Raw genomic sequence first — 26,241 nt, 5'->3', positions numbered from 1 at the left:
ATTGTAAACTTATGAAAAAAAGATATATATTTCTGATTTGCTTGTTAGGTTGCCTGTGGGGGGCTTGTGGCGATTTTCTGACAGAAGAGTCCCACGAGTTGATGTATGCCCGCGATTGTAAGGATATGGAAGAGTTGTTGATCGGTAACGGGTACATGAAAGCGGATTTGGTATTCAATGCTGCTGGTTTTGATATGAAACTACCTAAATCCTATTATTCTTGGTTGCACGTGATGGACGATGATGTGCAGGCGGCTATCGCCGGTCAGGAGTTGATCAAGGGTGTTTTTACCAATAAAATGCGTGCCTTTTACTGTTGGGAAGCTTCTCCGTTTAATATCAAGGGAGATGCTTTCGAGGATAAAAACTGGGCTACACTGTATGAACACATTGCGGTGTTGAACGTGATCCTGAATAAGGTGGAGGAGTTCACACACGATAAGGAAGAGGACCGTAACAGCGTGCGGGGGCAATGCCATTTTCTCCGGGCGGCGTACTATTACTTGTTGGTGAATCTCTATGCCAAGCCTTATGACCCGGTGACGGCATCTAGTGATTTGGGTGTTCCCCTGAAATTATCTCCCATTGTGGAGGACAAGAATTTCACCCGCACCCCAGTGGATTCCGTTTACAATCAAATCGTGCATGATTTGCAAATGGCAGTCGATTACTTGGAAGGAATCGAGATGCCTTCTGTCAATCGGGCGAACCAAGATGCGGCACGCCTCTTGTTGAGTCGCGTGTATTGCTATATGGGTAAATGGGATTTGGTTCCAGAGCTTTGCCGGGAAATCTTGAAAGGGAAGTATTCCTTGATGAACATGAAAAGTTCGGGGCAAGCAACATGGTTGTATAACGGTTGTCCTGAGATTATTTTTACCCAGGGACAAAGTTTTGGAGCGGGGGTATTCTATCAAGAAAATCACGCTGATATGGTGGATGCCATTGCGATTTCTCCGGATCTGTTGGAAGTGTTCTCGGAAGAGGATGGCGATGTGCGTAAAAATTTGGTGTGTAGAGAGCATAAGTATGGTGGATTTTTGTTGCCGGCAAAGTTAACGGGGAAGGATACTGCAACCTTGAATTCTATGAAAACCTACATCTCGGATTGTTTCTTGTTGCGTTTACCTGAAGTACATTTGAACCTGGCGGAGGCATTGGCGATGACCGATCAGGATGGTGAGGCAAGAGTAGTGTTAGCGGATTTGATGAAAACCCGGATTCCCAATTTGAGAACCTTGACGGAGTCCGGCGAGGCTTTAGTGAAATTGATCCGTAAGGAGAGAAGACGGGAGTTATGCTTCGAGTGCCAACGTTGGTTTGACTTGCGTCGTTATGCGGTCAGTCCCAAGTATCCGGAAGCACTCTCTATCCGTCACGGCATGTTTGAGCATAATGCAGGTGATGCAGAGGATAAGGGGACCTATATTGGATATTACGAGTTACCTGCTTATCCGGATGGAGCTTGGGTGATGCCGATCCCCACGTATGAGATCGAGCAGACCGAAGGTGCTATTATACAAAATGAACGAGTAAATTGTATTTTTAAAGAAGAATAAGATGATGAAAAATATATTATTAAGCCTTTTCTTGGCTTGTGGCCTAATTATGGCTTGTTCCGATGACGAAACACCAAGTCCCTCCTATGAGGAGCGGGATTGGTGGGTACTTACCTACGATCCGAATGCTGATGAATTGGATCAATTGATTTATAAGATATACGATGAAACTGGTTTACGGTTTTTCTATAACGATACCATAGGTACGGAAACTCGCTATACTTATGGAGAGCCTTATACTCATTATCAAACCTATATGATGGGGTACGATTTCAAACGTTCGGGAAAAACAACTTCTGCCAATTATCGTTTGTCTTACGACCGGGGAATAATCAAGGATTTTATCGATTATTATTTCTTGGTCGTCGATCCGGTATTGAATACATCGTCTTTTTTCTATAAACATTTTTTTATTGTAGATACAGTATTTAATAGTACGGGGAACTCTACTGTATTGCCTTATTGGAACGATGTAGCCAATGCTACTGTTGTGGTGAGTATGACCGATGTAACCAAGAAGCATTTCAACACGTTGACGGAGGATGAAAGAAAGGGGTTGATGATTAACGTGTTGTTGAAGCAGGTGTACGATTTGTTCGGTGGGGATGGTGCTGGAAACAATGAAGAGTTGCAAGGTTTCTTCGATATAACTAACAACTCGGCGGAATGGCCGACGACATTGACCGGTGCTCCTTACGCTAAAGGTTTTAAATTGACAACTTCTACCCCCGATCGTTTCCCCGATGGAAAACTGATTACAGAATACGATAATCTTCCGTATAGATTTGGCGTCTTGTCAGTTCGAAGTGTTACTTCAACATATTATAATTTTATATTTAAGCAGGTTGATTTTATGGATTATTTGACTCTGGTTTTGACTCATACAGATGCTGAAATTAGGGAAATGTATGGACATCAGGATCTGATAATGCAGAAATACGAGTACTTGAAAGCTGTATTGGAAAAAAATGGTTTAGGAAAGTTTTTAGGTTATGAAAAGAAATTGGGTGAAGTAGAAGATTAATCGTGAACAGATAAACAATAAAAAATCCGGGTTTAAGAATCCGGATTTTTTATTTATTGAGAAAAGGTTTTATTTAATCAATCCCTTGTCAAATTTCTCTTTCACTTTTACCAACATATCATTGGTCATGCTGGTAAGGTCGTATTTCGGAGCCCAGCCCCATTCTTGACGGGCGCAAGTGTCGTCCATGCTGTTTGGCCAACTGTTGGCGATAGCTTGTTTTACCGGGTCGATTTGATAATCCATTTTGAAGTCCGGGATATGTTTGCGGATTTCTGCCGCGATTTGTTCCGGCTCGAAACTCATGGACGCGATGTTGAAGCTGTTCCGGTGTTTCAATTTGCTGGGGTCGGCTTCCATCAAAGTAACCACGGCGTTCAAGGCGTCCGGCATATACATCATGTCCATGTAGGTGCCTTCCTGCACGTTGCAAGTGAATGAACCTTTCCGGATGGCGTCATAGTAGATTTCTACGGCGTAGTCCGTGGTTCCCCCGCCGGGAAGAGTCACGTATGAAATCAATCCCGGGAAGCGTACGCTACGCGTGTCTACCCCGAAACGGTGGAAATAATAGTCGCTTAGAAGTTCTCCGGTTACCTTACAAACACCGTAAATCGTGGTGTTAGAACGTTGCAGGGTGTCCTGCGGGGTTTTGTCTTTCGGGGTGTCGTTACCGAAAGCACCGATAGAACTCGGCGTGAACACGGCGCAATTGTTGTCCTTCGCGATATACAGGGAGTTGGTCAACGCCCCGATGTTAATATCCCATGCCAGTTTCGGGTTTTTCTCTCCCGTGGCAGACAATAAGGCAACCAGGTTGAAGATGGTATCAATATTGTATTTTTTCACGATGGCACTGAATCCCTCTCCGTCAAGAGCGTTCAATTCCTCGAAAGGACCCGCTTCTGCCAATGCTTTACATTTTTCAGCACTGATATCGGCTGCCACTACATTGTTATCTCCATAGATAGATCTCAAATAAGGAACCAGTTCGGAACCGATTTGTCCCCCTGCACCAACGATTAATATTTTCTTCATCTCGATAGTTTTTTATGACGAACGATGTTATTTTTCTATATTAGATTGTAGCGCGAAAATAATTAATTTAAAACGTTAGAGAGTAACAAACGGGAATTTTTTTTGCCTTTTAACTGAAAATTTGTTCGTTTGAACGCCCTTCTGCTTCATAATATTCATCTATCTGTAAGTTAGGGGCTTTGTAGGCGGCAACGGCGAGTTGGTCGCAGCGTTCGTTTTCAGGTATATTGGCGTGTCCTTTTATCCAGACGAACTTCACGTTGTGTTTGCGATAGAGTACTAAAAATTGTTGCCACAGGTCGGGATTCTTTTTATCCTTGAATCTTTTTTTCTCCCACCCGAACACCCAACCTTTTTCGACGGCGTCGACGACGTATTTCGAATCAGAGTATATCGTGACGTTGCTTCCCGGGAAGCGCAGGGCATTCAGCCCGATGATAACGGCAAGCAATTCCATGCGGTTGTTCGTCGTGAGCCGGAAGCCTTCCGACAATTCTTTCCGGTGCGGTCCCGCCATAAGCACGACCCCGTATCCCCCGGGACCGGGATTCCCGCTGGCTGCACCGTCTGTGTATATCGTGATATCTTGTGGCATATGTAATATTTGAGGACGTAAAAGTAAAAATTTAGTTTGATATTATCCCGACCTTTTCCGGTAATTTGCTAACTTCGCAAAAAACATTGAATGACAGGTATTCCTACACATAAAATGGTTCGGCAATCCGATTTCGGGATATTCGCGAAAGAACTTTCTCCTTTTTCAGCGAAACGACCAATCGATTATACTCATCGGGACGAGTATTACATATTTGGTATGGTAGAGAGCGGGACGTGTCGTGTCGGTATTGATTTCAATGATTGTTGTTTGTCGGCAGGCGATGTGATTTGTATCCAGCCGAACCAAGTCCACCATGTTGTCGATGCAGGTGACGTGAAGGCATTTCTTTTATTCATGGACGGGGTGTTTATAGATATTCCGACGAAACAAGTCCTCGCTGAATACGCGCTATCGCCGCTATCATTCAAAGTGAATGACATGCAGCGTGTCGAGTTGACTCAACTCTTTTCCATGATTTTCCGCCGAATCGATGAGCGGGAGTGTGATGAATCGAAAGCTACTCTGCAAAATTTGTCATGCGCGGTCGTTGGAATAATAACGGATGCCATTCGGAAAATTGTCAAGCAACAATCTAAAAAAAGAAGACGTGTCGAAATCGCGTTGGCTTTTAAAGAATTGCTTTCAAAAGAAAGGGTGATAAACAGGGGTGTATCTCGTTACGCGGAATCGTTGTGCGTATCCCCGGTGTATCTGAATGAAGTGATTAAGGACATTACAGGCGTGAGTGTAAGCAAATATATTCAAAACGAACTCCTGTTGAGGGCTAAACGGATGTTGATATATACATCTATGAATATAAGGGAGATAGCTGTCTGTCTGGGAGTGGATGATTATGCTTATTTTACCAGATTATTTACGAAAGTCGTGGGCGTGAATCCTACTTCCTACCGGAAGAAATACCTCGAATAGTACAATTTTAACCTTGTATATTCTATTTTTCTGTTTGTCAATTCATTGTAGTTTTGGAGCAAAAAAGATGAATAGAAGTAAATTTATTTACTTGACGGATTTGATATTGGTTTTCGTGTTCGTCCTGTCGTTCTATACGGGTGTAGAGTTACATATCGCGGGGCATGGCATCAACCATGCAACGTGGCATAACTGGGCAGTATTTCATACGATTGTCAGCTTGTTGTTTATGGCGTTGGGAATTATTCATATCAGGAGCCATTGGGGGTGGTATGGAGGGTTGAAAAGGAAAGGCTGTAAAGGCAAAGGAAAAGTAGTTTTGTTGTTGTCAATTGTTTTCGTGTTGGTTGTCGTGTCCGGGTTAGTGGTACTGTTTTTCGTGAATGGCGCTAATTCCTCGATAGGATTGTTGCATTACAAAACCGGTATTGTTGTGGGGGTATTGGGAGTTCTTCACGTGTTGGAGCGAAAGCGGATGCTGTATAAAGGTGTTTTGACTTGTGTATTTGGTAAAAAGAAAGAGTGAGAATAGTTATTTTATCGGTCTTGAATTTGGTATACCATGACATATTCCTTCTGCCCGGTGGCCTTGTCTTCCTGTTCTCGTGTAATCTTGAAGCCTTGGTGTTTATAGAACGTGACGGCTCGTGTGTTTTCCCGGTAAACGTTTAGCTCCAGTTCGGGTTTTAGTGTTTTCGCGTAAGTCATCAATGCTTGCCCGATTCCTTTACCTTGTCGGGTGGGAGCCACGAATAGGGCGGCGAGGTAATTTCCCGATAGAGAAATGAAGCCGGTGATCTCTCCGGTTGTATCATCCGAGTGAACGAAAGTTTCGCTTTGGGGTATATATATTTCGCGCATGCTTACCGTGTTGTTTTCCCAGTAGGAATGGGGAATGAAATAGTGGGCGATGGCGGATGCTTCCAGCCATATCCGGATAACGGCATCTTCATCTCGTGGTTGGAATTTTCTAATCATGGACTTTCGTGTGTTATGCGGGAACAAATGTATATAAAATAATTTGTAATCGTTGATTATCCTTTAAGCATGGGTTTTACTATGGCATTGCACGGGTTTTGGGTGACTTTTGGGTGACTTTTAGGCGGCATCGCCTACTCTTCGCCCGTACTTCGCCTACACTTCGCCCACGTTTTAGCAAAGAATATGCTTTTTTAACACACGCAGGAGGAATGTTGTTGCCGGCATTAGAAACGCGGGAAATAGGCGAGCTTTACGCTTTATCATAGGCCATCCCCTTGAAATGTTTAGTATAACTATTTATCATTTCATGATGTTTTTACACGCATGAGAGCATATTTTCGAAAAAAAGTCCTTTCTTTGCATAGTGGTTAATCGGGAGGGGGTGATTTCATGTGCCTTATTATCATGAAAAGTTGATGTTCACGGAAGTGCGCTTGTTTAAATGTATTTACGATGATGAATAAGATTGTAAAAGATAAGTCGATTGATATCGTGACTCTTGAGCGTTTGTTTGAAGAGGTATGTTTCACGGGGGAGGAAGCGGAAGTTCTTGAGAAGTACACTTGTGATTATGATTTTACCTCTGTCGAGAAACAGGGGCCGGAGTGGATTTTTTCTTTGTTGAATGTCATTCGGTCGGAACTGGCGGGAGAGGAAATCGTGATAGAGGATTATCGTTACCTGAACGGCGTGTTTATTCGTGTTCTGGAATGGTTGATCGAGGGGTCGACTTATTTAAAATGTTACGAGGGTGTCAAGTTGAATGACCAGCGGATGCTGGTGGAACGTTACTTGGATGAGGCGCTCGCGTCGAGAGAGGCGATCCGGTTGATAGACACGGAGGGCGAGGGGGATTATGTGACGGATAAGTTGCGGAAGTTGACCTTGTCGGGCTATCTGTTTAAAAAGTCGTTGGTGTGGATTACCCTGTCAACAATCGTGCGTTTCAGTCCCCGCTTGCATCTTTTACCGGCAGAAGGTTTTGTGCTTTTGGTGTATCACACGTTGAACAAGAATTTCCCGCGGGTGACAGAATGTATGAACGAGCGGGTGGCATTGATGCGGGAACAAGATGATATTTTAAGTTTCGAGGGTAGGACGGAAGAACAGCTTCAAGATACGGTTTGGATTCTCGGTGCGAAATTGTTGTCGGGAGTTCCCGTGCAGGAAGAATTTGCCTGCCTGCGTTCCATGTTTTTCAGGTACCTGTATATTTTAGGGGAGAAAAAAGAGGAGTTGTTCCGGGAGAACGCTTTCAATTCCCTCTTGTTTAACCAGAAGAATCCGGTTTTCGCTTGGGAGGATTTGTTGAAATTTTCGCTTGCCGACTTGAAAGCCGTGATAGAGGAGAAGTCGGTCGCGGCTTTGAGAAATTGTCAAGGACGGATGTTTGACGGGAAGGGACAGGTACTGGTAGACAACAAGGCAATCACTTTATCTGCACCGACTTCCACGAAATTCGACATGGTGGCGGAGATTAACGGGATGGCGTTGAAAGTCGGGAGTAACAAGAGAAAATTGGTTTTCGACGGGGAACTTGCTGAAGTGACAAAATCATGGAGAGGCGTGTTCGCCGATTTCTCGGATGAACTCAAGAAGAATGTTTTGAAGAAAAGACGTCCGCCCGTGGGCGTGAGCGTGACGATAAAGATAAAATTGATATATAACCAGAACCCGACGTTGGCGTTCGTGTCGGTCGTGGACGACCAGTACGAGGGGAACGGGGTGCTGCACGTGAGCCATATTACACGGGCAAAACTGGATACGATTGAAGATATTTTGCATCCCGGCGATTTGTTGCAGGCGACCGTGGTCGAGTCGAGCGAGGAGAAACTTCAATTTTCGATTTGGGAGGAGTTGAATCGTTCGGCAGCCGTGCGTCTGGATGCCGGGGACGAGTGTAACGCTTTGTTCCTGTACGAGAAAAACGAATTGTTGATTTGGCTTTCTGAAAACGGGTATATCGTTTACACGAGTGTTCCGGAAGGAATGGAGATAAAAGAGAATGATTGTTATTTATTGAGAATAACCGAGATACCGACCCGGGGACGGATAAGGGGAGAAATGGTACAGGCCTCGACCGAGTCTTTTGACCGACATGATGCCGTGTCGAACCTCGTGTATGAATACTTGGGTGATTGTAAACGTTTTAGGGAAGGCGACGTGCAGGCGAATTTTAACATGGGCAAGATAGAACGGTCTGTGGATATTTCGCACGGGTACGTGAAGGAATTGATTCGTTTGTTACAGTTCTATTTGACACGGGAGGTTAGTCTGGGTAATCTTAATTTGCTTTATTTTATTCGGTTGCTCTCTCACGTGTTGGGTGATAATCGGCTGAAGACTTATTATGATTGCTTGATAAATTACTTGATCATAAGATACGAGTTCGTGGAAGAAGGGGATGTCAGGAAGATCGATTTGGATTTTTTGGAACGTGATTTCCAACGTTTCCCCGCTTTGGAGCGACAGTGGACAATTATCAAGATTCTTGCGGCATGTAAAGACGGTTCGTGCGCGGATGAGCTGGTGCGTTACTCCCGTTCGGGAGATGAAGATGTCGCGAATGTCGCGAAATATATACTGGAAAAGGAGTTGCCGGGGCATACGGTTGGGACTTCCCGCTTGATACATGATGAACTTCTGGCTTTGCTATCTTTCAAAAAGGAAGAACAGGAAGAATTGACGTTTGGCGAGCGGAATTTCGTGCGGGAGTTTATGGAGTCAATCGTGTATCCCGCGGGTTCGAGAGGTGCGGACGTGGAAGCGCAAATCGATATAATGATGTGCGCGATATGCGGTTTCTTGAATGAACAGGGCGGGGTGGTCTATATCGGGGTGAATGACGAGGGCGAACCTGTCGGTGTACACGGCGATCTGGAGTATTTGTATTGCGTACCGGACAAGTACGAATTATTCCTGCATAAGAGAATTATTGAGGCATTCGGTGCTAATATAGATAGCTTGACTTTGATTAGATACCGGGAGGTTGATGATTGTCTGGTTTTCGCTGTATCAGTCCCGCCTTATCATCAGGTGGTAAAGTATGATTCTATTGTTTGGGAAAGAAGAGGGGAGGAGCTGTTGGAAATGCAGGGGGAAGACGTGAAAGTTTTGGAAGAGAAGCGGAAAACGGTGGAACCGGGTATCATGGCAAGAGAACCGTTATTCCCGGGGGATAAAGGGTATAATAGTTTGTAGATTCATATTTCCGGCGGAGAAGCTGATAAACATACAGTTTCCCCGCCGGAAAGTTTCTTGATAGGTCTACTTTTTAGCTTTTTGCAGAACAATATCGATTTGTGTTTTCTGACCTACGGAGACCTCTTGTGTTTTCATTTCTTTTTTCGAGAAAACCAGTGTGTCTGCGTTTGTCACGAAAAGAACGTAAGTTCCTTTCGTGTTTGTGCGTGTGCCAACTTCTCTTCCTTTAATCATAATCGTAACATCGCTCAAAGGTTTTCCCGTGGTATCTGTTACTGTACCAGTGACTTTTTTCTGGATGTCAAGTGCATTTGTCGATAAATGATTACCGAGGATAATTCCACCTAAGATAAGGAGAATGAATACAATCTTTGTTCGCATAATAGAGGTTTTTAGATAATGCTTTTAATAATCTGTTCTTTCGTGTAATTTAGAGTAGTATTTGGTATTGTCTGCTGGTTTTGAAGTTGGGGGGATTTTCTTGAAATCTCTCCTTGTAAGATAACATTAATTACAGTTTGATTTTTTACTTGAACTTTTTGAGTTTGCATTCCAATGAATGAAAATTCGAGAACATTTTTTGAGGTGACATAGATAGTGTAATTCCCCTCGGCATCTGTAATAGCACCGGTGTTAGTACCTTTGATTTTAACTGTTGCTCCAGCTATTGGTTCACCTTGGGCGTTAGTGACTTTTCCTGTTACTTTAAATTGTTGATCTACAGCCATTGTAATAAGACTAATTCCTAATAGTAGGGTAAAGAGCATTGTAGCCTTTCTGATAAATGTTTTTGTTTTCATGTTTTAAAATTTTAGATTAGTATTAGAAATGCCGAGTTATTTGCGACTTGTTATTGGCCGATATATTTCCATTTCACGGCATCTGCATAGATGATTTGATCCGGATTAGTGGTTTTATCGCTTAATGTAATGGTGTTTGCTCCGGCAGAGAAATCGAATGTACCAATAGATACCCAACCCTCGTCCGCGGGTTCTATTCTTAAAGTGATCTTTTCCTCTCCGTTTTTTGTTGTTAGCGTGTAATATTGTTCCGAGTGTCCTTCAGCGGGAGCTTGGTTTTCGACGAGGTAAACGAAAACTTCGTATCGCCCTTCTTCCGGCAATTCTCCCGTCCACGCTACCGGGGCATTGCCTTTCCCGGCTTTTTTGAATACCATGCTTTTGATTATGTCGCCGTGGAAACCTTGTGTTCCGGCACAGTATGTCCATTCTGTCGGGGCGGCCTCGTTGATGATAAAAAGCATGTGTTGGAAAATGTATGTTTTCTCTTTCTTCGGGGAAAGTAACGTACCTAGTTTTTTCTTCCGGGAGGTAACGCCTATCCTGAAACCGTTGTCTTCGTTATCGACGATAATTTCATCCGAGGGAGGAAAGAATTGTTGATTATCGATGGCAAATTTGCCGCGTGAGGTGTCTTGGGTGATGCTTGCGTCTTCATGAATTTTATACGAGATGCCGTTGGGTATATTCCATGATAGATTCAGGTTAATTTCAAAGTTCGGGATACGTTCTATTTCCCTTGTTTCTTTAATTTCCCAGCTTGTTCCTGCGGGAATGCGGTAAACTTGTTTGTTCTTTCCGGTTTCTGTTGTTGTTGATATAATACCTTCTGTTTCACTGTTGTTGTATATTTTGAAGGATAGTTGGTACAATTCACTTTCATCCGATTCTATTTTTTGTGCTTTTATATCTTTCACGATATAGCTCGGGATTGACTGTGCATTATACCATAGAGGAATGAAATCGTTAAGATGGATATTGTAATGATCGGCTATTTCCATGCATAAAGAATCGAAGGATAATTCTTGGAAATGATGTTTGTTCCGGTAAACATTTATGAAACGTTGAATTTCTTCCGGTGGTATTTGCAAGTTAATGTGGTTTATGAATTCGAATGTTTTAAGTTGGAGTATACTTTCTAGGGTTGAAAAGTGAAGCGTGTCGTCATTCAGTGCTTCTCTCAGGCTATGTGATGAAAGATAACGGTTTGCCTTGAGTGATTCGTTATTTCCCATGAAGTGGATGAGTTGGCGTTGTTTTTGTGTTTCAAAAACATATAGAATTTTATCCATGACAGGATAATCTTTTGAATAGAAGTAGCTGGAATGATTAAAGAATAGAGATGTTAGGTCGTGATAATTGTTTATCATTTCCGGTGTTTTGCTAGCTCTCCCGAGAGAGGGTACGAAAATATTCCGGGAGTCGCGTATTGTTGATGGTTGGAATAATTTACGAATAATAAAATCGAGGTAGAGTTCTTCTCGTGTTTTATTGTAGGGGAGTCCCATGTTGATTCTATTTTGTATACTTTCTTCTACTTGATTCCGGAAGTGACGAGAGAATGTAGTGTATGACGTGATCCATTTTTCCGGGAACAGTACGATTTCCGGTTGAATGAACTCGCTCCCGTTACTCCATTTCCGGGAGAAGGTGGTGAACGACACGGGTGTTTCGGTCAACGTGAATTTCGTGAACGGGTATTGTTTCCGGATGCGTCCTTCCATGTTTTCTTTATTTTCCCGTAAAGTAGCTTCCAGTTTTTCTCTCGTTAGGTTTTTGAGTAGTTTTTCTAGGTGGTTATGACCTTTGAACGTGTATAGTTCCATGGTCACGGAATCTACTTCAATGCTCTTTTTCTCGTAGTCCCCGATGCATAGCGTGAGTCCGGTCAGGTTATACTTGTTATTGAATAATATGGTGTCCTGTTTATGTTCCGGTATTCCTTGGGATATGACGGTTTTATTTTTTCCAGTGATAACTTTCAGGGAAAAACGGGTGAAGTCTTTTATCACGGCATAGGGAGTGCGTAAATTCACGGGAGGGATAGTCGCGGGATACCATAGACATTCCGGTGTCAGCAGGGTATAATCGTCCCCCACGTATGCGTAGCGTTTGCCGAAGTGTAGGGGGGAGTTCTGGTATTGGTCGTTCCAGTATTCCCGTGTATTTACATCCGGGTAACATACACGTTCATCGATTTTCCCTTGATAATTTATTCGTAGTGATAGCGAATCCCCGGGTAATAGCGGATGGGACAGGGTAATTACTTGATTTTCCCTGCTGAATTTGACTTCTTTCCCATTATCGAGGGATAGCCGCGTGAGTTTCAGCGTTGGATTAAGGTACAGTAAGATTTCGGGAATTGGGTTCTTTGTGGTATTCGTGATTAGCAATTGGCTGTAGCAAAAAAGTTGATCGGCATTTTGACGCACGCTAAGTTCGTGTCGGGTAATGTGTGTCGGGGGATAATCGTTGTATTTTAATGCCGTTTCCCGATATCGATTCCGGGTGACCTCATCCGTTCGGAAATGGTTGTAATAATTTAGACCGGGGAGAATACTCGCGAATAGTATTCCTGTCGCGATGACACGAATACGCGGATTTACACGGGGATTGTTTGGAAGTCGTTTTTCCAGTCCGATAGAATAAATGATGCAAGCTATTCCTAAAAGCAGGAAACATGTTCGTTGCGTCAAATAATTCGATAGGGCGACGTGTCCGGTGATATCCGAGAACACGTTGGGTAAACAGGTTGCCCGAAAATCAAAGAGCCCGTGTTGTAGAGTCGGTATATAATACAAGGACACGAGCATAAATATAAATAAGAACAACATGGATATTCCCCCGTTTCTGACTAGAGCGGTTGTCAATATAGACAGTCCGGTCAAGAATAAGAGGGTGGGGAATGACAACGTGAACCAATAAAAGATGTACGGGAAAAGCTGAAAAGGGGAATCACTGTCGAAAATGTGTATTCCCACGGCAGATACAATAGATATTGCATTCAGTATAAGTAAAGTGGTAATAATTCCCATGCTTTTCCCGATGATATATTCCGTGTTGCTTGCATTTTTGGTTTGTATGGCGACTAGCGTGTCCGTGTGTTTTTCTCGTCTTCTCCATTCACTGACGGCTAAAATGATTAAGACTGATTGGAGTATGGTGAACAGATACGTGTTCACGAAAGGCACGGATGACGGCAGGGCAATCATAAACCAATAACTGGCTTGTTCTTTGCTTTGTAGAGAGTGTTGAAGAAGAAAAATTGTGATTAATCCCAGCAAGGCTATTCCTTGGAATACCGTGTTTCTCCGGATAAATTTTCTCTCGTAACGAGTGATAGTTCTAATGTTTTGAAGGTTCATGGCAGTCGTTTTATATAAATAAAGACACCGCTGAAACCTTCGCGGGATGAATGAAGTGGGATATATTTTATTCTATTTCGTATTTTCCTGAATTGAAATATTCCCGGAGTTTACGGATTGCGGAGTATTTCAGGGTTTTTATCGTGTTTATCGAGATACCCATGATTTGTGCGATTTCTCTGTTTTCATAACCGGATAGAACGAGACGCATAATTCGGGCGCTTTGAAGTGGTAACGTGTTGATAGCGTTGATTAAGGCTTGGTTTGTATCTTCCGCGATCAGTAGGTTTAGAACTTTCGGATCTTCAGATTCTTCCATTTCCAGTTTATTGTATCTCTCGTTTTCTCGTCGTTGTCCTCGTAGATAGTTTAAAGATTCGTTCTTTACCATCGTATAGAGAAAATTGTCTATTAGGTTGATCTCTTGTAGATTATGCTGGTCTTCCCAAAACTTGATAATCACCTCTTGTGCTATGTCTTGAGCCACATCCGGAGAACCGACAAAACGAACTGCAACAGCGCATAAAGGGGCATAGTGCTCTTTGATAAAAGTTTCTAATTCAAGGTTTTTCTTCATATCAATAATCGTTCGTTTAAAACGATTCGAGAATGCCCGGATACAGCCGATATTTGGCTGTTGTAATAGGTTAATAATGAATGTTGTAAAAATAACCGAAAATAAATCTTGTGATGATTTGGTAATATAAAAAAACGAAGGTTAAATAATATCGAGTGCAAGTATAAAAATAATTTTTGATTTTTTCCTGTTTTCATTCATCCCGTGACTCTTTTTGTGGTGTCTATATAGAAACGAAAGAAAGATGATGACATATAGTAGAGCGGAAATACTGGCACAAATTATTATCCGAGTGAAGTTGGGAACGGCCTCCGCGGAAGAAAGAGAGGTATTGGGAAGTTGGCTGGACGAGAGTGAGGATAATCGCCAATTGTACAAGAATATTATTCGTTGGAAATGTATTCGGGAGAGGTTGAGATTGGAAGATGAAATTAACCAGACGACGGACTTCAAGCGGGTACACCGGGTCGTTTCAAGACGTTTGGTTCATAAGGATTTCGGACAGAAGCAGTGGCGGCGGATCGGTTGGGTTGCCGGGATTGCGGCAGTATGTTTATTCGGGGTGTTCTTGACGTGGAACTCCAAACGGCAGCCCGATACGCTTGTTGGTGTGAATGAACGGCAGGATATCAGGAAAATACCCATGCAGCCCACGAGAGAAAAAGTGATGCTGGTACTTGAAGACGGGCGTCAGTTCGGGTTGGTTAGTCATGCGTCGGATAGTATAAAATTGTCACAAGTGACCCTTATCGGCGAAGGAAATGGTTTATCATATAGATTGCACGCGGATTCCGTTCCCCGGCAGGAATCTCGACATAGAATTTATACCACGGTCGGGGGTGACTATGCATTGGTATTGAGTGATGGAACACGGGTTTGGTTGAACGCGGAAACAGAGTTGGAATATCCCGTGCAGTTTATCGGTAAAGAAAGGGTGGTCAGACTGAAAGGAGAGGCTTATTTTGAGGTGGAACACGATGCAGAGCGGCCATTTATAGTGGAAACGGGAGATATGCGGACGCGGGTACTTGGTACTTCGTTTAATATCAGCGCTTACGCGAACGAGGACGCCGTGTACACTACGCTATTATCGGGAAAAGTGGAAGTAGGTTTGGCGGATAACGCGGAGCATGGGATTGTTTCTGTTTTGTTGAAACCCGGAATGCAATCCCAGTGGGAAAGAGGAACGGACGATTTCGTGGTGCGTGAGGTCGATCCGGCTAATTACGTGGCATGGAGGTACGGGGTATTCGTGTTTAATGAAGACGATCTGGATGTTGTTACCCGTATGCTTTCCCGGTGGTACGAGGTGCGTTTTATCACGGACGGCATACGCATGGGACATCATACATTTAGCGGAAAAATGAGTAAAGACGAGAAACTTGAATCAATCTTGAAGATGTTGACTATGGCAGGAGGACCTGAGTTTAAAATTGAAGGAAATATTGTACGCGTTATAGAGAAACGATAATAAAACCGGAAATGCGTTGCAGGCATTCCCGGTTAATTAACCTTGTTGACAGCAAGGTACTTGTTTAATTAAAACAGAACAAAACTATGAAAAAAAACTACAAGACAAAAGTGTTTTGTAGACTTTCGGTGATGCGGGTGGCGTTTTGCAGCATTTTACTGCTGTCATTAAACGCTTTTTGGATAAGCTCATCGGTCTACGGGCAACAGAATGTTAAAAGAATTTCTTTAAAACAGGAGCAGGTAAGTGTGCTTGACGCTTTGAGGGAGATCAATCGACTGAGCGACAATATGGTCGTGTTTAAGAAAGAAGAGGTAGAGAAAGAAACGAAACGAGTGACGATTGACTTGAAGGACGTGACTGTCTTGGATGCAGTGAAAGCTTGCGTGGAGAGTACTAACCTGACTTGCGTGGAATACGCGGGCAGGGTGGTGGTAACTCCGAAAAAAGAAGCACTCTCGTTGACTATCACGGGAGTTGTGCGTGACGATAAGGGGGAACCTTTACCGGGGGCAACGATTGTTTTGAAAACCGATTCCTTGCAGATTGGTACGAGTGCCGACGTGCAGGGTGCGTATCGTTTGACTGTCCCGACGAGTGCGACAACATTGGTATTCTCTTTCATGGGATACAAAACCAAGGAGGTAGCGATCAAAGGACAAACGACGATTAACGTGGTACTGGACGAAGACGTGATGAATGTCGAGGAGGTTGTCGTGACGGGTATTTTTACCCGGAAAGCCGAGAGTTATTCGGGTTCCGCCGTAACTATCCGGGGTGAGGAATTGAAACGTGTCGGGAACCAGAATCTGTTCCAGAGTTTAAAGAATCTGGATCCCTCGTTATTGATTATGGATAATATCGCTCAAGGGTCGAACCCTAACGCGATGCCGAATATGCAATTGCGCGGCGCATCTACTTTTCCTACTGACGAAACTTCTTTGAAGAGTCGTTTTCAAGATGATCCGAACACCCCTTTGTTTATTTTGGACGGGTTTGAAACTACCACGGAGAAAATATTCGACATGGATATGAACCGGATCGAGAGCGTGACCATTTTGAAAGATGCGGCGGCAAAAGCGATTTATGGTTCAAAAGCGGCGAACGGGGTGGTCGTTATAGAAACGAAAAGGGCGCCTCAAGGACAAACGCTCGTATCCTACGTGGGAAGTCTTGATTTGGAGATGCCGGATCTTACCAGCTATGATTTGACGAATGCTTTGGAAAAGCTGGAAGTCGAGAGAAGAGAAGGGTATTACGAGAGTTTGGGGACGTTCGTGGACGATAAAGTTGATTACATGCAATTGTACAATGAGCGCTTGCGGAGAGCTAAGGAAGGACTGGACACGTATTGGTTATCCAAACCCTTGCGCACGAGCGTGGGGCAGAAACACTCCTTGCAGGTGGAAATCGGTACGGAAATGTTATCCGCTATAGGTTCTTTTTCTTACAACGACGTGAAAGGAGTTATGAAAGGCTCCGACAGAAGGGTTATCGGCGGTGATTTGAACTTATCCTATCGCGCGGGTAAAGTCCTGTTCCGGGATATTATGAGTGTGTCGAGTATGAAAAGTAATGATTCTCCTTATGGTGATTTTTCAACTTACGCGGCATTGAATCCTTATGTTTCGCCTTATGACGAGAGCGGGAATTTGGTGCAATATCTGGATGATTTTACTACTGGTAGTTCAACATTGGGAAATCCCTTGTTCGATGCGAAACTGGGTGTGAAGCAAACGGATACTTATCTGGATTTTACTAATAATTTTTACGTGGAAATACAACCGTACGAGGGGTGGAAACTCATGGCTCGCTTGGGAATGACTTCAAAAAGAACGGATAGTGAGGATTTTTATCCGTCCGATCATTCGAAATTTAAGGATTATTCCAGTGATGAGGATTCTCAATTGAGAAAAGGAAGCTACGAGATGAGTAACGGGAAATCGTGGACGATATCGGGCGATTTCTCCGTGCAATTCAGTAAAGCGATTAAGAAACACGATTTGTTCGCGACAGCACAATGGTCGGTAACGGAAACAAAATATTCGGAAGTTACCCATTACACGGAGGGGTTCCCGAATAAACGAATGAACAGTATCATATTTGCCCGACAATACGCGAAAGAATCAACCCCGACGGGGAGTAATTCGATACAACGGGAGTTAAGATACGTGGTTTTGGGCGGATACAGTTATGACAATCGTTTCCTCGCCGATTTGACCCTACAGGGAAGTGCGGCTTCTGTTTTCGGGACGGATAACAAGTGGGGAACATTTTGGAGTCTTGGTTTGGCATGGAATATTCACAACGAGAAGTTTATGGAGAATAGCAATATCCGGCAATTGAAATTGCGGGGATCTGTCGGAACTACCGGGAATCAGAATTTTGCCAGTAATTTGTCGATGTCTGTTTACAACTATTACACGAATAAATATTATCAAGGTTTCTCCGGAGCTTATTTGGCAAACATGGAGAATCCTGATTTAGGCTGGGAAGAAAAGGTGGATTACACTATCGGTTTGGATGCCAATGTCGGGAATCTACTTTTGAAATTCGATGCTTATATCGCTGATACGAAAAATATGGCGTTTAACCGTAGTTTGGTTACTTCCACCGGATTCTCTGTCGTGCGTGATAATTTGGGGAAGGTGAGAAACAAAGGTATCGAATTATCCGCTACTTATTCGGTGATCCGGAAAAAAGATGCTTTCCTGAATGTCTATTTCAAAATTGCCACGAATGATAATCGGGTTAAGAAAATCTCCGATGCCTTGAGATCTTATAACGAACAGATGAAACAGGCAGCTATTGACGAGAAACAGACTATGCCCGTGGCGATCTATCAGGACGGTAAGCCTCTGAATTCTATCTGGGCAGTGAAGTCCTTAGGAATTGATCCGAACACGGGGCAGGAAGTATTTCTCGATCTCGACGGGAATAAAACCTTCACGTGGAGTGCGGCAAACTTGGTGTACTGTGGTTCTTCCGATCCGAAATATAACGGTAACTTCGGTTTTAATGGGGAATACAAGGGATTGGGATTGAGTGCCGTATTTACTTATTACGGGGGTGGAAAAATGTATAACAACACGCTCGTGAGTCGGGTGGAGAATTGCTATATCGGAAATAATGTCGATCGTCGGGTTTTCTCCGATCGTTGGTATTATTCGGGACAGAATGCACAGTATATAAACGGGTACAAGAATGGCGGAACGCAAGCTACTTCTCGTTTCGTGCAGAAAGATAACGTGCTTACGATTTCTTCGTTGAGTTTATATTACGAGATACCGCAAGATATAGTGAAACGAATGTATTTACAGCGTTTGAAATTGGGTGTGTATATGAATGACGTGGCCACTTTTTCATCCATAAAAGTAGAAAGGGGAACCAGTTATCCGTTCGCCCGGACGCTTTCATTCAGTTTGCAAGGAACATTTTAAATAGGAAAGACATGAAAATAAAAATATGGTATATCGGAATCGTGACGTGCATGATGTTCATGACAACGGCATGTAACGATTGGTTGGAAACAACTTCGGAAACTCAGGTGGAGGCGTCGGATTTGTTAAATTCCGAGGATGGGTTTAAAGATGCGATCATCGGTGTTTATATTAACATGGGAAGTGAAGATGCCTACGGTAAAAATTACACGTGGTTTGCCAACGATTTGGCAGGCTCCCCTTATAAAATACAAGGAACTCTGGCAGAGTACGAGGTTTGGCAGAAACACAGGTATTCCACGGTAAGAGGATACGCTACTTTCAAAAAGATGTGGGCGAGGAGTTATAACGTGATTGCCAACGTGAACGAGATATTGACTTATCTGGAGAAAAACGGTAGCAAACTGGATAGCCGGGTGTATAACTTGATGAAAGGTGAGATGTTGGGAATACGGGCTTTTGTTCATTTTGACCTGTTACGGATGTTCGGTTTGCCTGATTGGGTAGCTAATGCCGATAAATATACGGTTCCTTACGTGACTGCATTCACGAAGGAGCAAACTCCGCAACGTACTTACAAAGCGACAGCCGAACTGCTGTTCGAGGATATAAAAAATGCCTTGGCTTGTTTGGAAAAAGACCCGGCGCGTAAAGAGGTAAGCGAGAGTGATTACGAGGATATTAATTTGGACGGATTCTGGGATGACCGGGGAAAGCGCATGAATTATTACGCGGTGGAGGCTTTGGCTGCCCGTGTTTGTATGTGGGAAGGAAGCGACGAGAGGTTGGAAGAAGCTCTTGGGTACGCGCAAGATGTTATTGATCATAGTTTTGCCGAGTGGATTGATCTGGAGGCTTTTTTAGCAACATCCGTGAACGATTATCGTGATTGGACTTTCTCGACGGAACATTTATTCTCGTTGGAAGTCATGGGGTTGACAGATTTGACACAAGGGTATTTGCTAGTGACCAGTACGGATTATCAGGGGATTAAATTGAGCGAGGATGCCGTATTGGAGGTATTGTTCAAACTTTACGAGGGATCTGAAATATTGCCTTCGGCGAACGACGTGCGCTACAATACGTTGTTAGTTCCGGTTGACGGGGGGGCGGCTTACAATTGCCGTAAATTATACCAGTCGGATAATTATAACCGGAATTATCGGAATAGAATCCCGATGATGAAAATCTCGGAGATGTATTATATCGCCGCGGAGTACTATATCAATAAAGGGCAGAATGATAAAGCATTGTCCATGTTGGATATCGTGCGGGAACACCGCGGGGTTATCGAAACGTATGACCCGCTGACAGCGGATGCCCGTGAAGAATTGACCTTGGAATACATACGCGAATTTATGAGTGAGGGACAGACTTTCTATTATTGGAAACGAACGGGTATTGCTTGTCCCGTGACCGAGTTTGAAGTATCGCCGGAAGATTTGATTTACCTGTATCCGCAGGAAGAGGTATCCGAGGGTGGAAGACATCAGGATTTATAATTTAAAAAGAATAAAGATGAAAAGTCTGATAAAATATGGATTGGGATTTGTCGTGTGCCTCTTTTTCGCGAGTTGCAGCGACGAGAAGGTGGAGTTCTATAATGCTAAGGATTGTGCGTTGAATTTTTCAACAAAAGAAGTTCAATACTCTTATGCGAAGAATCTGGAGAAAAACGATGTGGTTGTCCAAGTGCCGATCACGGTCGTGGGACCAACGACGGATTTTGACAGGGAAGTTTCTTTTACAGTTTTGCGGGATAGTAGTCGCAACGTGGCGGAAGGGGATTACTCTATCGCACCTTGTGTGGTGAAAGCCGGGGAATTGTCTTCGCGTCTTGATGTGACGATAAAATATAGCGAGGAACTGGCGGATACTTCTAAGTTGTTATCCTTGCAATTGGTGGAAAATGATTACTTCGGAGCCGGCATGAAAGGCAATGATATGGCTTCTGTCTTGTGGACGGACTTGCTGGTTCGCCCGCACCAAACGACGATATGGAGAACGTGGTGGTTCTGGTTCGGAAGAACGTATAGCCGGAATTTCCACGAGTTGCTGATTACCGTGTTTGGTGACGAGGTGGAGATTACCAGCTATTATGCCGTGACTTCCGTCATCGAAGAACATCCGGAATTTGTCCGTGTCGCAGTATTGCCATACTGGTATGCGGCAAATCGCAAGTTGCGCGATTACGTGGAGGCTTACGATAAGGCACATCCGGATGCGCCGTTGATGCATAGTGATGATGCGCAGTACTATTCTTCTTATGCTTTGGGAGTCGGACAGGGAGTTTCCCGTGCCGGTTATACCATAGCATCGACGTTGGACAGAAGGTATTAATTTAAGAATTTTATGACTATGAATAAAATGATATACGTGTTGCTTGTCATACTGGTAGGAGGGATTGTATCCTGCTATGACGACAAAAGCAAGAAGGCTAACAGGGAAATACCCGAGGTAACCATAACGACGGACAAAGAAATACTGGAGGCTGTCTATGGAAAAGAGTTGATCGTGAAGCCCGTGATAAAGAAAGGTGATCAGGGGAGTGCCAATCTATCGTATCAGTGGCAAGTAAATCTCACTCCCCGGGGACATGAATTGATGGACATCGGTGAAGGGGCTGAATTAATTTACGAGGTGGCGAATGAGCCGAGTGGTAATCCTTATTTGTTGGTATTGAAAGTGACTGATAATGACGAGGGGATTGATTATTACAAGATGTGGGATTTGTACGTCAGTAATTCTTTTGGTGAAGGTTTGCTTGTTGCTCACACGGGAAACAGTGGGGAGACTTCCGATCTGACTTTTGTTAAAGCTCCGCAGGTGACATACGGTTACGAGGAAGAGCCGGAATATACCCGCGATATATATTCTTTTGCCAACGGGGGACTTATTGAAGGACGTGTCAATTCGGTTGTTGCCAATATAGCGACTAATGGGGCTACATACAATTTGTCCCGTTTGGTTATTGGTACGGATAAGGAGATATTTTCTGTGGATCCGGTAACTTTCGGGCGTACGATGTCGAATGAAGATTTGTTTTTTCAAGCACCAACCTTGTTTAAAGTGGAAACAATAAGTACGGCTGTGGGTAATTGCTTGCTTACCATTATTGATGGAAAAGCCTACGGGCAGATAGGTAACGGAGCTTATCAATTTTTCTCCCCGATGAACTATGCCGCCGGTTCTACCCAAGTTTTTAACGGGAAATTGGCAGTGGAAAAAACTACTAGCGTGATGACGGCCGCGTTCACTTGTTATGACGAAACGAACGGTTATTTCGTTTATGGTGCTAACTTTTTGGTGTTTAATAACGGTGCAACTTCTATACTGACGCAACAGTTGGGAGAAGGGCAGTATGTTTTTGATCCGGGTAATTTGCCGAATAAAAAAGCAATAGCGGCAGGAGTGGGTAATAATTCGGAACACTTGCACTTGTTACGGGACTTAAACTCAGGTTTGGATACTTTGTTTAAAATATCGTCGATAAGTTATGTTCCCGGCGGAACCGGAAAGATCTCCATAAACGAGTGTACGGATATCACTCAGGCTGTTGATTACGCTTTTTGCGAAAACATGGATGTGATGTATTACGCCACGGATGACAAAATCTATCCGGCGCTATTAGCCGGAAGCAGTGCCCGGAGCGGCACGCCTTGGAATTTGCCTTCAACAGGCGAACGTATAACGAGAGTTCAGGTATATCAGCAGGCATGGTATGGAAATAGTGCTTATTCTTCGGAAGATTACGAGTTTATACATGCTCAACACCAGAAGCAATTGTTGGTATCGACGTATAATTCGTCCACGGGTGAAGGAAAAGTATATATTGTGCCTATTACCACTTTAGGAACAGGAGCACTTGGAGAAGCCTCGCAAATATTGACAGGTTTCGGGGAAATAACAGCAATAGGAACAACATTAAAATAATCATCTTACAGAAGGGGAGAGATGGTGAAATGCCGGGAAACCTCTCCCCTGTTTATTAATTACATCATTATGGAGCAACCAATAGTAAAAGTAGAGCATCTGTCTCATCGTTACAGCGTGCAGTGGGCGATTCAGGATATTAATTTTGAAATTTACGAGAAAGGAATATTAGGTCTGTTAGGTTCAAACGGGGCAGGGAAGTCTACTACCATGAATATCATGTGCGGCGTGTTGAATCAGACGAAAGGTGAAGTGTACATTAACGGGATTAACTTCCGGGAAGACCCTATCGCCGCGAAAATGAATATCGGCTTCTTACCCCAGAAACCGCCGCTGTACACGGATTTGACGGTAGACGAGTATTTGGCGTACTGCGCGGAATTGCGGTCTGTGGAACCGAAGAAAATTAAGTCTGCCGTGCTGTCAGCCATGGATAAATGTGGTATATCGCATTTTAGCAAAAGGTTGCTGAAAAACTTGTCGGGCGGTTACCAGCAACGAGTAGGGATAGCTCAAGCTATCATCCACAATCCCAAATTCGTCGTGCTGGACGAACCGACCAATGGTTTAGACCCGAATCAGATACTTGAAATCCGGGATTTAATCAAAGAGATAGCGTACGATCGCTCGGTATTGCTCTCGACACATATTCTCTCGGAGGTACAGGCGACTTGCGACCATATCAAGATGATCGAGCAGGGACATCTTGTCTTTTCCGGAACAATGGATGAATTTAACAATTATATACAACCCCAATCATTGTTAATCACGTTGAAAAATCCTCCGTCAATCGAGGAATTACAACAAATACAAGGTGTCGTGCGTGTGGATTCGGTGACAGCGAAGAACTTTAGAGTGTGGTTCGAGCCGGAGGAAGACATCAATAACCGTATCGTCAATACGAGTGTTGCACGAGGATGGATGTTGAGTGAGATCACGGTGGAACGGAGTTCTCTGGATGAAATATTTGCCCGCTTGTCCGGTAAAAGTAAACTTGAAGCGTAATCGGTTATGAGAAAAATATTAAAAATTGCCGCGACAGAGTTATGCACTCTGTTCTATTCCCCCATTGCTTGGTTAATCCTGATTATTTTCACGGTACAGGCGGGAATGCAGTACGTGAAAGTAATAGATATCATGTTGATGCAACAGTTCTCCAGACCGTTATGGTACAGTATCGCTAAAGAATTGTTGACCGGGGCGTGGGGAATATTCCCGAATATGCTGGGGCATCTTTATTTATATATCCCTTTGTTGACCATGGGATTGATGAGTCGGGAATTTAGCAGTGGTTCTATCAAATTGCTTTATTCCTCGCCGGTATCCAGTTTCCAGATTATTTTCGGGAAATATCTTTCCATGATGGTATATGCTTTGATTCTGGTAGCGATCGTACTTGTGTTCGTGGGTTTCACCATTCTGCACGTGCCTCATTTTGATATATCTTTGTTACTCTCCGGTATTTTGGGCTTCTATCTGGTCGTGTGTGCTTATGCCGCTATCGGTTTATTCATGTCCTGTCTGACGTCTTATCAAGTCGTGGCGGCTGTCGCCACGTTGGCGGTTCTGACTTTCTTGAATTACGTGGGGAACATTGGGCAGGGGATTCCGTTCGTGCAGGATATCACTTACTGGCTGTCCATTTTCGGTCGTTCAGATCAATTGATCGACGGTTTGATTTGCAGTGAAGACGTGTTGTATTTCTTGATCGTTATTGCGTTATTCGTCACGCTCTCTGTGATGAAAATTCAAGCTGGGAAAACGAAGAGAACCAAGAGTGTGGCTGCCATGCGTTACGGGGGTGTAGCCGTCGTGGCGATGTTATTGGGGTATATCACGTCCCGTCCGGGATTGATGTGTTATTATGATGCCTCTTCCATTAAGGTTAATAGCTTGACTGCCGAAAGTCAGGAAATCATGAAACAACTGGACGGGGGAATGACGATCACAACCTACGTGAATCTGTTGGATGATGAACGCAATCTGATTTTCCCCGCTATGGCGAATAGTGATAAAGCCAAGTTCAAAAAATACATTCGCTTCAAACCGGAGATCGAAATGAAGTATGTCTATTACTACGCTGATGCCGGGAATGAAGCATTGAATGAGTTGTACCCGAATCTTGATTTGAAACAAAAGGCATGGAGGGTTGCCACGCTGAACGGGCAGAATATCGAGCGTTTTCTTACCCCTGAAGAGATCGACAAACAGATTGATCTGTCGGGAGAAGAATACCGTTTCGTGCGGCAAATCGAGCGGGCGAGCGGTGAAAAAGCCTTTTTGCGCATCTTTGAAGACGGAAGTCGTGATCCGAGAGAAGCAGAACTATCTGCCGCGATGAAACGTTTGGTGATGAAATCCCCGAAGGTGTATTTCCTTACCGGACATGGCGAACGGGATATCAACAAAGCCGGGGATAAAGATTATCGTAGTTTCACGAAAGATCGTAGTTTCCGCTATGCATTGATAAATAACGGTTTTGACGTGGTAAGTCTATCTCTGGCAGAAATTCCCGTTATCCCGGAAGAAGTAAGTGTTCTGGTGATAGCGGATGTGCAATCACCTCTAAGCGAGGATGAATTACAAAAAATCGATCAATACATCGGGCGAGGTGGAAATCTTGTTATAGCCGGAGAGCCGGGAACGTCCGGAGTGATGAATCCTATCACTCGTCCCTTGGGCGTGCGCTTTGAACAAGGAACTTTGGTACAACCCACGGGTAGTTATGCCGACGATCTATTGATCTGTCGTTTTGTAGAACCGGGGGTCAACGTGATGACCGCATACCGGGGATTATTCCGGAATAATTACGTGATCACGATGCCCGGAACAGCCGTAATGAGCTATGATACTACCGCAGGATTCCGGGTTGCCCCTGTACTGTCGACGTATGACAAGGGCAGTTGGAATGAGTTGGAAACTGTGAACTTCACGGACGAGAAAGCGGTGCTGAATGTCCGGGCGGGCGAGGTGGAACAGACATACCCGACTTTGCTGGCTCTTACCCGGCAAGTCGGTGACCGGGAACAACGGGTGGTTGTCCTTGGGGATGCCGATTGCATGAGCAATGCGGAATTGTTGATGAATCGGCGTGGCGTGCGTGCGGCGAACTTCAACTTGATCACGGGAATGTTCCGGTGGTTGAGTTACGAGGAATTCCCTTTGGTGTTAAGTGCGATTTCTCCTCAAGACAAAGTGTTGGAACTCACGAAGGACTCCATGACGTGGGTGCGTGTCGGGTTGTTGTGGGTACTTCCCGGGTTATTCGTGTTGGGATATATCGGGATTTGGTTAAAAAGAAGACGGAGATAATACGGTAAT

Annotated in this window: 19 protein-coding genes; 12 read left to right on the top strand and 7 right to left on the bottom strand. The window is 43.9% G+C overall.

Annotation, left to right across the window (positions count from 1 at the left end; translation table 11 throughout):
- The first annotated feature begins 11 nt into the window (after positions 1 to 11).
- Positions 12 to 1,559 carry a RagB/SusD family nutrient uptake outer membrane protein gene (locus tag ACK8P8_RS19485; protein ID WP_369860241.1) on the top strand — a complete coding sequence of 516 codons (1,548 nt, stop codon included), beginning with the start codon at positions 12 to 14 and terminating at the stop codon, positions 1,557 to 1,559.
- A gap of 1 nt (position 1,560) precedes the next feature.
- Positions 1,561 to 2,583, top strand: coding sequence for a hypothetical protein (locus tag ACK8P8_RS19480; protein WP_369860240.1), 1,023 nt, complete (start codon positions 1,561 to 1,563; stop codon positions 2,581 to 2,583).
- Between the two features lie 69 nt (positions 2,584 to 2,652).
- On the opposite strand, the gene ACK8P8_RS19475 is transcribed toward ACK8P8_RS19480, so the two are convergent.
- Positions 2,653 to 3,621, bottom strand: a complete 969-nt coding sequence (locus ACK8P8_RS19475; protein ID WP_227217123.1) for an NAD-dependent epimerase/dehydratase family protein — start codon at positions 3,619 to 3,621, stop codon at positions 2,653 to 2,655.
- Positions 3,622 to 3,730: 109 nt separating this feature from the next.
- Positions 3,731 to 4,216 carry a ribonuclease HI gene (rnhA, locus tag ACK8P8_RS19470; protein WP_186975924.1) on the bottom strand — a complete coding sequence of 162 codons (486 nt, stop codon included), beginning with the start codon at positions 4,214 to 4,216 and terminating at the stop codon, positions 3,731 to 3,733.
- Between the two features lie 90 nt (positions 4,217 to 4,306).
- On the opposite strand from rnhA, the gene ACK8P8_RS19465 reads away from it, so the two are divergent.
- Positions 4,307 to 5,149 (top strand): helix-turn-helix domain-containing protein, encoded by an 843-nt coding sequence (locus ACK8P8_RS19465; protein WP_227217122.1) that lies wholly within the window; start codon positions 4,307 to 4,309, stop codon positions 5,147 to 5,149.
- Between the two features lie 67 nt (positions 5,150 to 5,216).
- Entirely contained in the window at positions 5,217 to 5,675 is a 459-nt protein-coding gene (locus ACK8P8_RS19460) for a DUF4405 domain-containing protein (protein WP_369860239.1), read from the top strand.
- Positions 5,676 to 5,686: 11 nt separating this feature from the next.
- On the opposite strand, the gene ACK8P8_RS19455 is transcribed toward ACK8P8_RS19460, so the two are convergent.
- On the bottom strand, positions 5,687 to 6,127 hold the full coding sequence (locus ACK8P8_RS19455) for an N-acetyltransferase (protein WP_227217120.1): 441 nt from the start codon (positions 6,125 to 6,127) through the stop codon (positions 5,687 to 5,689).
- Between the two features lie 456 nt (positions 6,128 to 6,583).
- Between ACK8P8_RS19455 and ACK8P8_RS19450 the strand changes: the two genes are divergently transcribed.
- Positions 6,584 to 9,331, top strand: a complete 2,748-nt coding sequence (locus tag ACK8P8_RS19450) for an AlbA family DNA-binding domain-containing protein (protein ID WP_410026158.1) — start codon at positions 6,584 to 6,586, stop codon at positions 9,329 to 9,331.
- A gap of 66 nt (positions 9,332 to 9,397) precedes the next feature.
- On the opposite strand, the gene ACK8P8_RS19445 is transcribed toward ACK8P8_RS19450, so the two are convergent.
- The 4 genes from ACK8P8_RS19445 to ACK8P8_RS19430 all read right to left on the bottom strand — a co-directional run bounded on the left by ACK8P8_RS19445 (position 9,398) and on the right by ACK8P8_RS19430 (position 14,076).
- Entirely contained in the window at positions 9,398 to 9,715 is a 318-nt protein-coding gene (locus ACK8P8_RS19445) for a carboxypeptidase regulatory-like domain-containing protein (protein WP_186975919.1), read from the bottom strand.
- An 11-nt stretch (positions 9,716 to 9,726) separates the two neighbouring features.
- Complete coding sequence (locus ACK8P8_RS19440; protein WP_369860236.1) at positions 9,727 to 10,134, bottom strand: carboxypeptidase-like regulatory domain-containing protein; 408 nt, start codon at positions 10,132 to 10,134, stop codon at positions 9,727 to 9,729.
- 50 nt (positions 10,135 to 10,184) lie between these two features.
- Complete coding sequence (locus tag ACK8P8_RS19435) at positions 10,185 to 13,499, bottom strand: golvesin C-terminal-like domain-containing protein (protein WP_369860235.1); 3,315 nt, start codon at positions 13,497 to 13,499, stop codon at positions 10,185 to 10,187.
- A gap of 67 nt (positions 13,500 to 13,566) precedes the next feature.
- A complete protein-coding gene (locus ACK8P8_RS19430; protein WP_186975916.1) occupies positions 13,567 to 14,076 on the bottom strand; it encodes an RNA polymerase sigma factor in 510 nt (169 codons plus the stop codon).
- 244 nt (positions 14,077 to 14,320) lie between these two features.
- Here ACK8P8_RS19430 and ACK8P8_RS19425 point away from each other — a divergent pair, with 244 nt between their 5' ends.
- The 7 genes from ACK8P8_RS19425 (at position 14,321) to ACK8P8_RS19395 (ending at position 26,232) form a co-directional block, all read left to right on the top strand.
- Complete coding sequence (locus tag ACK8P8_RS19425) at positions 14,321 to 15,547, top strand: FecR family protein (RefSeq protein ID WP_369860234.1); 1,227 nt, start codon at positions 14,321 to 14,323, stop codon at positions 15,545 to 15,547.
- 86 nt (positions 15,548 to 15,633) lie between these two features.
- On the top strand, positions 15,634 to 18,987 hold the full coding sequence (locus tag ACK8P8_RS19420; RefSeq protein WP_369860233.1) for a SusC/RagA family TonB-linked outer membrane protein: 3,354 nt from the start codon (positions 15,634 to 15,636) through the stop codon (positions 18,985 to 18,987).
- Between the two features lie 11 nt (positions 18,988 to 18,998).
- A complete protein-coding gene (locus ACK8P8_RS19415; RefSeq protein ID WP_369860232.1) occupies positions 18,999 to 20,489 on the top strand; it encodes a RagB/SusD family nutrient uptake outer membrane protein in 1,491 nt (496 codons plus the stop codon).
- Between the two features lie 16 nt (positions 20,490 to 20,505).
- Positions 20,506 to 21,327 carry a DUF4843 domain-containing protein gene (locus ACK8P8_RS19410; RefSeq protein WP_369860231.1) on the top strand — a complete coding sequence of 274 codons (822 nt, stop codon included), beginning with the start codon at positions 20,506 to 20,508 and terminating at the stop codon, positions 21,325 to 21,327.
- Between the two features lie 18 nt (positions 21,328 to 21,345).
- Positions 21,346 to 22,920: a PKD-like family lipoprotein gene (locus ACK8P8_RS19405; protein WP_186975912.1), complete on the top strand. Its 1,575-nt coding sequence runs from the start codon at positions 21,346 to 21,348 to the stop codon at positions 22,918 to 22,920.
- Positions 22,921 to 22,989: 69 nt separating this feature from the next.
- Positions 22,990 to 23,925 carry an ABC transporter ATP-binding protein gene (locus ACK8P8_RS19400; RefSeq protein WP_186975911.1) on the top strand — a complete coding sequence of 312 codons (936 nt, stop codon included), beginning with the start codon at positions 22,990 to 22,992 and terminating at the stop codon, positions 23,923 to 23,925.
- A 6-nt stretch (positions 23,926 to 23,931) separates the two neighbouring features.
- Positions 23,932 to 26,232 (top strand): Gldg family protein, encoded by a 2,301-nt coding sequence (locus tag ACK8P8_RS19395; RefSeq protein ID WP_186975910.1) that lies wholly within the window; start codon positions 23,932 to 23,934, stop codon positions 26,230 to 26,232.
- Positions 26,233 to 26,241: the final 9 nt, after the last annotated feature.

It is taken from the genome of Butyricimonas muris (assembly GCF_046365375.1).
Classification (GTDB): domain Bacteria; phylum Bacteroidota; class Bacteroidia; order Bacteroidales; family Marinifilaceae; genus Butyricimonas; species Butyricimonas muris.
The sequence above is the reverse complement of the archived record's forward strand: the minus strand, read 5'-3'. Positions and strand labels throughout refer to the sequence as shown.

Bases quoted from the DNA above. Each gene is read 5' to 3' on its own strand.
- ACK8P8_RS19485 (WP_369860241.1), top strand. From the start codon at position 12: ATGAAAAAAAGATATATATTTCTGATTTGCTTGTTAGGTTGCCTGTGG.
- ACK8P8_RS19480 (WP_369860240.1), top strand. From the start codon at position 1,561: ATGATGAAAAATATATTATTAAGCCTTTTCTTGGCTTGTGGCCTAATT.
- ACK8P8_RS19475 (WP_227217123.1), bottom strand. From the start codon at position 3,621: ATGAAGAAAATATTAATCGTTGGTGCAGGGGGACAAATCGGTTCCGAA.
- rnhA (WP_186975924.1), bottom strand. From the start codon at position 4,216: ATGCCACAAGATATCACGATATACACAGACGGTGCAGCCAGCGGGAAT.
- ACK8P8_RS19465 (WP_227217122.1), top strand. From the start codon at position 4,307: ATGACAGGTATTCCTACACATAAAATGGTTCGGCAATCCGATTTCGGG.
- ACK8P8_RS19460 (WP_369860239.1), top strand. From the start codon at position 5,217: ATGAATAGAAGTAAATTTATTTACTTGACGGATTTGATATTGGTTTTC.
- ACK8P8_RS19455 (WP_227217120.1), bottom strand. From the start codon at position 6,127: ATGATTAGAAAATTCCAACCACGAGATGAAGATGCCGTTATCCGGATA.
- ACK8P8_RS19450 (WP_410026158.1), top strand. From the start codon at position 6,584: ATGATGAATAAGATTGTAAAAGATAAGTCGATTGATATCGTGACTCTT.
- ACK8P8_RS19445 (WP_186975919.1), bottom strand. From the start codon at position 9,715: ATGCGAACAAAGATTGTATTCATTCTCCTTATCTTAGGTGGAATTATC.
- ACK8P8_RS19440 (WP_369860236.1), bottom strand. From the start codon at position 10,134: ATGAAAACAAAAACATTTATCAGAAAGGCTACAATGCTCTTTACCCTA.
- ACK8P8_RS19435 (WP_369860235.1), bottom strand. From the start codon at position 13,499: ATGAACCTTCAAAACATTAGAACTATCACTCGTTACGAGAGAAAATTT.
- ACK8P8_RS19430 (WP_186975916.1), bottom strand. From the start codon at position 14,076: ATGAAGAAAAACCTTGAATTAGAAACTTTTATCAAAGAGCACTATGCC.
- ACK8P8_RS19425 (WP_369860234.1), top strand. From the start codon at position 14,321: ATGATGACATATAGTAGAGCGGAAATACTGGCACAAATTATTATCCGA.
- ACK8P8_RS19420 (WP_369860233.1), top strand. From the start codon at position 15,634: ATGAAAAAAAACTACAAGACAAAAGTGTTTTGTAGACTTTCGGTGATG.
- ACK8P8_RS19415 (WP_369860232.1), top strand. From the start codon at position 18,999: ATGAAAATAAAAATATGGTATATCGGAATCGTGACGTGCATGATGTTC.
- ACK8P8_RS19410 (WP_369860231.1), top strand. From the start codon at position 20,506: ATGAAAAGTCTGATAAAATATGGATTGGGATTTGTCGTGTGCCTCTTT.
- ACK8P8_RS19405 (WP_186975912.1), top strand. From the start codon at position 21,346: ATGAATAAAATGATATACGTGTTGCTTGTCATACTGGTAGGAGGGATT.
- ACK8P8_RS19400 (WP_186975911.1), top strand. From the start codon at position 22,990: ATGGAGCAACCAATAGTAAAAGTAGAGCATCTGTCTCATCGTTACAGC.
- ACK8P8_RS19395 (WP_186975910.1), top strand. From the start codon at position 23,932: ATGAGAAAAATATTAAAAATTGCCGCGACAGAGTTATGCACTCTGTTC.